Genomic DNA, 6,435 nt, shown 5'->3' with positions numbered 1-6,435 from the left:
TGCAACAAGACGCTTATGTAATGCCATAGAGTCAAATAATAAGAATAATCCAACAAAGTTTGTTTTAATGAACACTACTGGTAATCGTAATCGTGATTTAAAGGAACCTATTTCATTCGCTCAAAAATGTGTTATTGGGTTTCTACGTTTATTATTGCCACCTCATATAGATAATGAAAAAGCTGCAGATTATTTAAGAACTCAAATTGGGCAAAACAACACCTCTATTGAATGGGTAGCAGTACGTCCAGACGGTTTAATAAATGAAGAAGAAGTAACCGATTACGAGATATATCCCTCACCAATAAGAAGTGCTATTTTCAATGCTGGTAAAGTAAGTCGAATAAATGTTGGTCATTTTATGGCTAGGTTAGTCTCTGATAAAGCTTTATGGACTCAATGGAAAGGGCAAATGCCTGTAATTTATTCAAAATCCAAAATATAAATTCTACAGAATAAAAAGACAATCAAATAAAAAACAGAGCCAAAGTGTACATTCGATTGTCTAAAAATGAATCGAAAATATGTTGTAGTTACTTTCCAATACAAAAATTAGCAAAAATATTACCTAATAAATCATCGTTAGTAATCTCTCCTGTGATTTCACCAAAATGATATAGTGCCTGTTTAATATCAATCGCTAATAAATCTCCTGAAAGTCCAGTTTCTAGTCCGTGTTTTACTTTTTGAACTTCTTCAAACGCTTTTAACAAAGCATCATAATGACGTGAGTTAGTAACTATTGTTTCATTGTTTCTAAGTGAACCTGTATTAATTAGTTTAAGAAGTGAATTTGTCAAATGCTCCACTCCAAATCCTGTTTTAGCAGATAGTAATTTAATTTCAGGAATTGCAGATTGTATTTTAGATATTAAAATATCATCAACTTTATCAATTTTATTGGCAATTACAAGAAGTGGTTTTTGAGGATACTTATTTTTAATTTTCTCTAATTCAACTTTTAAAACCGAACTCTGCTCTTTAAAATCATGAGCATCAAACAAATAAATCACCACTTGTGCTTGGTCTATTTTTTCAAAGGTTTTCTTAATTCCAATGGTTTCAACAATGTCTTCAGTATCTCTAATACCTGCTGTATCAATAAATCGAAAACCGATTCCTCCTATCGAAATCTCATCTTCAATGGTATCTCTTGTAGTTCCTGCTATTTCTGAAACAATCGCTCTTTCCTCATTAAGTAAAGCATTTAACAATGTTGATTTACCAACATTTGGTTCCCCAACAATTGCTACAGGAATTCCGTTTTTTAAAACATTACCAACGGCAAAAGAATCAATAAGACGCTTCAATACAAATGTTATTCGTTCTACTAAAGCTTTGAATTGTGAACGATCAGCAAACTCAACATCTTCTTCAGCAAAATCTAATTCCAATTCTATTAATGATGCGAAATTGAGAAGCTCTTCTCTAAGCTTAGCTATTTCAGAAGAAAAACCTCCTCGCATTTGTTGCATCGCAATTTGATGAGATGCTTCATTATCACTAGCAATTAAATCTGCAACAGCTTCAGCTTGAGATAGATCTAATTTCCCATTCAAAAAAGCACGTAAGGTAAATTCTCCTGCATTAGCCATTCGACAACCTTCTCGAAGAAACAATTGTATTATTTCTTGCTGGATGTAACTAGAACCATGACAAGATATTTCTATCACATCTTCACCAGTATAAGAGTTTGGATTTTTAAAAACCGACACCAATACTTCGTCGATTACTTTTTTGCCATCTATAATATGACCTAAATGAATCGTATGTGTACTTTGATTTTTCAAAGACTTATTAGCTACAATCGACTTGAAATGAGAATCAACAGTAGTAATAGCATCATTTCCTGAGAGTCTTATCACTGCAATAGCACCACTTCCAGCTGCAGTAGCTAAAGCAACAATAGTATCATTATGAGTCATTGTATAATCATTTTTAACAAAAGTATTGCAATTTTAATGTTATTAAGCATTTTATAAAACTTCTTTAAGTTTTTATTATCAATGGACTTATTATATTTGTATTAGCAAAAAAAATTAAATCATGAAACATATTATTTCAATACTAGTCTTATGCTTACTTGTATCATCATGTAAAGATGAAGAAAAGCAAACCATTAAAAGAGACGGATATTACATTTCGGCAACTGCTCCTGGTGTATATAATGGGATAAGGGCCTATCTAGAAACCACAGATGAAAGAGGAAGAAAAATTGCAATGGATACTGCCATTGTTATGAATGAAACTTTTGTATTTGAAGGTAAAGTTGATTACCCTAAAATGATTAATTTAAAAATTAATAGTGTTCGTGGCACTATTCCGTTAGTTATTGAAAATGAAGAAATTGCCATTACTGTAAATAAGGATAATCTAACTAGTTCTAAAGTTGAAGGTTCTAAAACTAATACTATCTTAAATGAATTTAATGCGGCAGAAAAAGAATTAACAGCACTTCGTTTTGAAATCAATAAAGAAAAACGGTCAAGACAAATAAAAAACGCTAATTCTAAAGTAAGTGATCTTGATGCAAAAATTGTTGAAATCAATAAGCAAATAGAGAATTTGCCTTATGAGTTTATAAAAAAACATAAAGACAATGCTTTTTCTGTAATTCAATTAGAAAAATTATCTAAAAGTAAAGCTCCAGACTACACTAAAATAGAAAATGCCTTAAAAAGCTTAGGTGAAACTCAACAAAAGTCTCCAAGCGTAAGTACTTTAAAAAAACAAATTCAAGGAAAAAAAGCTGAAATTGCGGCACTAAAGGCTACACAAATAGGTGAAATTGCTCCTACATTTAGTGCTCCTACTCCAGATGGTAAACAATTAGCTCTAAATGATGTTAAAGGTAAGTTGACACTTATCGATTTTTGGGCATCTTGGTGCAAACCATGCCGAAGAGAAAACCCTAATGTTGTAAAAGTTTTCAATAAATATCATAAAAAAGGACTTGAAATTATTAGCGTATCTCTTGATGGAAGCCGAAACCAAAAAGACCCGAAAGCTGCATGGATAAAAGCTATTGAAGATGACAAATTAACTTGGAATCATGTCTCTAATCTTAATTACTTTAATGATCCTGTTGCAAAATCTTATAATATTAGATCAATTCCAGCGACATTCTTGTTAGATGCGGAGGGTAAAATTGTTGCAAAAAACCTAAGAGGTAATGCTCTTGAACAGAAAGTTGCTGAATACTTAGACTAATGAAAATTTATATTTATTATTTACTGATTTGTTTATTCGTTTTTTCTTGTAAAGAACACAACACTTCTGAACCAATTCCTGAAGTAAAATCAGATGGCTACATTATTACTGGATCTGCTCCAGGACTTTATAATGGCTTAAGAGCTTATTTGAAATCTACAAATGAGAAAGGCCTACTTAAAGCTCAAGATACTGCTATCATTATGAATGAAACTTTTGTGTTTGATGGAAAAGTAGACCAAACACAAGCTTGGTTTTTAGAAATTAATAGCTTAGACGGTACTTTTCCATTTATAATTGATAATGCGCAATTAAGTATAACAGTAGATAAGGAGAATATAAAACATTCTAAAATTGAAGGAAATACTATTAATAATACAATTGCAGATTTTAATTCGGAATTAAAAAAATTAAATGACTCTCTGACTAATTTAAGCGAACGTTACAGACGAATGATCATCAACAAAGAAAGTGTTGCTGGTATGTCAAACCAAATTAGTGATTTAAAGGATGTCATTTTACATTTACCTCATGAATTCATTAAAAATAATACTAATAATCCTTATGGTTTAGTGTTACTAAACACTATGATTAGAAGAAATGCTTCAGATAAGGGTTTGATTGTTGAATCTTTTGACGCTCTAAATGAAAACCTTAAAAATTCAAATTTAAGCAAACGTGTTGCTAAAAGCATTCCGAAAATTAGAGAACAGTATGCAGTCATTGCTGCAACTCATATTGGTAAAAAAGCTCCCGATTTCTCAGCTCCAAGTCCTAATGGAAAAGTTATAGCTCTATCAGATATTCAAGGTAAAGCAACACTGATCCATTTTTGGTCATCATGGTTTAAAGCCTCTAGAAGAGAAAATGTAAGATTGGTTAAACTGTATGAAAAATACAATGATAAAGGTTTAGAAATTTTAGGCGTTTCTTTAGACGGGAATCCAAATCAAACAAATCCAAAATCTGACTGGAAAAAAGCAATTAAAGATGATCAATTAGTCTGGAAGCAAATTTCTAATTTAAGTTACTTCAATGATACTATTTGTAAAACTTACAGCGTGAGATCTTTACCTTCTACATTTTTATTAGACAGTAAAGGTGTTATTGTTGCTAAAAATCTTACTGGAAACTCTCTTGATGCTAAGATTGAAGAGCTATTGAAATAGATTCAATTCTTTCAAATCTTACCCATTTTATGCATAACAAATAATATAATAATTGGAATAATTAGTAATCCAATCATTAGTAAATCTGTTTTAAAAAGAGAGGGTACAAGGATTAATGTAACTACTAAACCTCCAATTGCACCACCAAAGTGTGCATCATGACCAATATTCCCAACTCTATTTTTCATACCATAAATGGAATATAATAGATAACCTATTCCGAAAATATAAGCAGGAATCGGTATTGGGATAAAGAACATATAAAGACTCATACTAGGATCTAATAATATAGCAGCATAGAGAATTCCTGTTACAGCTCCACTGGCACCAATTGCACTATATTGATACTCATTCTGATGAAAATACAACGAGAGCAAACTTCCTAAGATTAAGCTAATCAAATAAATTACGACAAAATTAAACTCGCCTACAGAAAAAATAACACCATCTGCAAAAAAATATAAAGTTAGCATGTTCATGAATAAATGTGATGTGTCTGCATGTAAAAAACCAGAACTAAACATTCGAAACTGCTCGCCTCTTCTAACTGCACCTACATTAAATTTATAACGCTCAAAGAAGCCATAATCACTAAATCCTTTATAAGATATCATTATGTTGGCTGCAATTATTATAATGGTTACTAAACTTAAGCTACCCATAGACTAAACATTAAATTATACATATATTTGCTGAGACAAATCTAAGATTAATAAATGCATTTTCTAGCTTACATTTTAATTTACCCATTTTTATTATTGGTTTCTATACTTCCATTTAGATTATTGTATGCCTTTTCCGATGGTTTATACTTTCTGTTATATAGAATTGTTGGGTATAGAAAAAAAGTTGTTCAAGAGAATTTAAATTTAGTTTTTCCTGAAAAGTCAAAAGCAGAAATTAATGACATTACTAAAAAGTTTTATCACCATTTATGTGATATGATGGTTGAATCTATTAAATCATTAACAATTTCTGAAGCACAGCTAAAAAAACGCTTTACATTTAAGAATGTTGAAGTTATAAAAAATCTTGAAAAAGATAATAAAAGTACTATTTTAATATGCGCTCACTATGGTAGTTGGGAATGGATTTTTATTTTACAAACTTATGTAAAGTCAAAAGGCCATGCCATTTATAAACGAATCGAAAATAAATATTTTGATAAGTTAGTAAAACGAATTCGAGCTAAATACAATACTAAACTGATAACCACCAAGGAAACTATTCCAATTCTTATTGCTTCAAAAGAACGAGGGGAATTAACTATCAATGGTTTTGTTTCTGATCAGTCACCTAGACGTAGAAAAGCTTTACACTGGAATGATTTTATGAATATAAAAGTCCCAATCCATACAGGAGCTGAAATGTTAGCTAAAAAATTAGATATGGCTGTTGTTTTTTTTAGTGTTAAACGATTAAAGCGTGGTTATTACGAAACCACTTTTAAAACAATCACTACTTCACCAAATGAATATAAAGACTTCGAAATCACTGATATCTTTCTAAGGTTAGTTGAAGAACAAATATATGATGCTCCAGAATTTTATTTATGGACACATAAGCGTTGGAAATATAGAAACGATGTTCCACCAGAATTTCAATAATCTATAAATTGAACCAGGATTTCACTTCTGTGTCTTGTCTAGTATCGTTTTTTATAGATTTGTGAATAAACTCATTATTGACTCCAATATATTCGTAATGCTTAGCCCATTCTATGTGATTTTCAGCTAATGCTTTAATACTTTCACAAACAAAATGCATTTCTTCATTCGTCGTTGTAGGGTGAATAGACATTCTAATCCAACCAGGTTTTCTTACTAAATCTCCGATTGATATTTCACTTGTTAATTCTTTACTCGTTTGTTGATCAACGTGTAATAAAAAATGACCATAAGTCCCAGCGCAACTACAACCACCTCTAGTCTGAATACCAAAACGATCATTTAACAACTTCACACCTAAATTATAATGCAAGCCATCAATATAAAATGAGATAACACCTAGTCGATCTTGATGCTGACCAGCTAAAATATTAATGTTACCGATATTT

The 6,435-nt window shown here is 30.8% G+C and carries 6 protein-coding genes and 1 pseudogene; 4 read left to right on the top strand and 3 right to left on the bottom strand.

Annotation, left to right across the window (positions count from 1 at the left end):
• On the top strand, positions 1–445 hold a 445-nt coding region (locus AB8B90_RS01310), incomplete at its 5' end, for an NAD(P)H-binding protein (RefSeq protein ID WP_405332891.1).
• 88 nt (positions 446–533) lie between these two features.
• On the opposite strand, the gene mnmE is transcribed toward AB8B90_RS01310, so the two are convergent.
• Positions 534–1,925, bottom strand: a complete 1,392-nt coding sequence (gene mnmE / locus AB8B90_RS01305; RefSeq protein ID WP_405332889.1) for a tRNA uridine-5-carboxymethylaminomethyl(34) synthesis GTPase MnmE — start codon at positions 1,923–1,925, stop codon at positions 534–536.
• Between the two features lie 121 nt (positions 1,926–2,046).
• Here mnmE and AB8B90_RS01300 point away from each other — a divergent pair, with 121 nt between their 5' ends.
• Positions 2,047–3,210 (top strand): redoxin domain-containing protein, encoded by a 1,164-nt coding sequence (locus AB8B90_RS01300; protein WP_405332887.1) that lies wholly within the window; start codon positions 2,047–2,049, stop codon positions 3,208–3,210.
• Complete coding sequence (locus tag AB8B90_RS01295; RefSeq protein ID WP_405332885.1) at positions 3,210–4,379, top strand: redoxin domain-containing protein; 1,170 nt, start codon at positions 3,210–3,212, stop codon at positions 4,377–4,379. The genes AB8B90_RS01300 and AB8B90_RS01295 overlap by 1 nt, the downstream gene beginning before the upstream one ends.
• An 11-nt stretch (positions 4,380–4,390) precedes the next feature.
• Here AB8B90_RS01295 and AB8B90_RS01290 read toward each other — a convergent pair whose 3' ends face one another.
• The gene (locus tag AB8B90_RS01290; RefSeq protein ID WP_405332884.1) at positions 4,391–5,041 is read right to left on the bottom strand and encodes a rhomboid family intramembrane serine protease; all 651 of its coding nucleotides are present in this window, start codon (positions 5,039–5,041) and stop codon (positions 4,391–4,393) included.
• Positions 5,042–5,095: 54 nt separating this feature from the next.
• Between AB8B90_RS01290 and AB8B90_RS01285 the strand changes: the two genes are divergently transcribed.
• Complete coding sequence (locus tag AB8B90_RS01285) at positions 5,096–5,986, top strand: lysophospholipid acyltransferase family protein (protein WP_405332882.1); 891 nt, start codon at positions 5,096–5,098, stop codon at positions 5,984–5,986.
• Between the two features lies 1 nt (position 5,987).
• On the opposite strand, the pseudogene AB8B90_RS01280 reads toward AB8B90_RS01285, so the two are convergent.
• A pseudogene (locus AB8B90_RS01280) lies at positions 5,988–6,435 on the bottom strand (selenocysteine lyase); the annotation flags it as partial.

Origin of the sequence: Psychroserpens sp. (assembly GCF_045105015.1) — a bacterium.
In the GTDB taxonomy this organism is placed as follows: Bacteria; Bacteroidota; Bacteroidia; order Flavobacteriales; family Flavobacteriaceae; genus Psychroserpens.
This window is presented reverse-complemented; position numbering and strand designations above follow the sequence as displayed.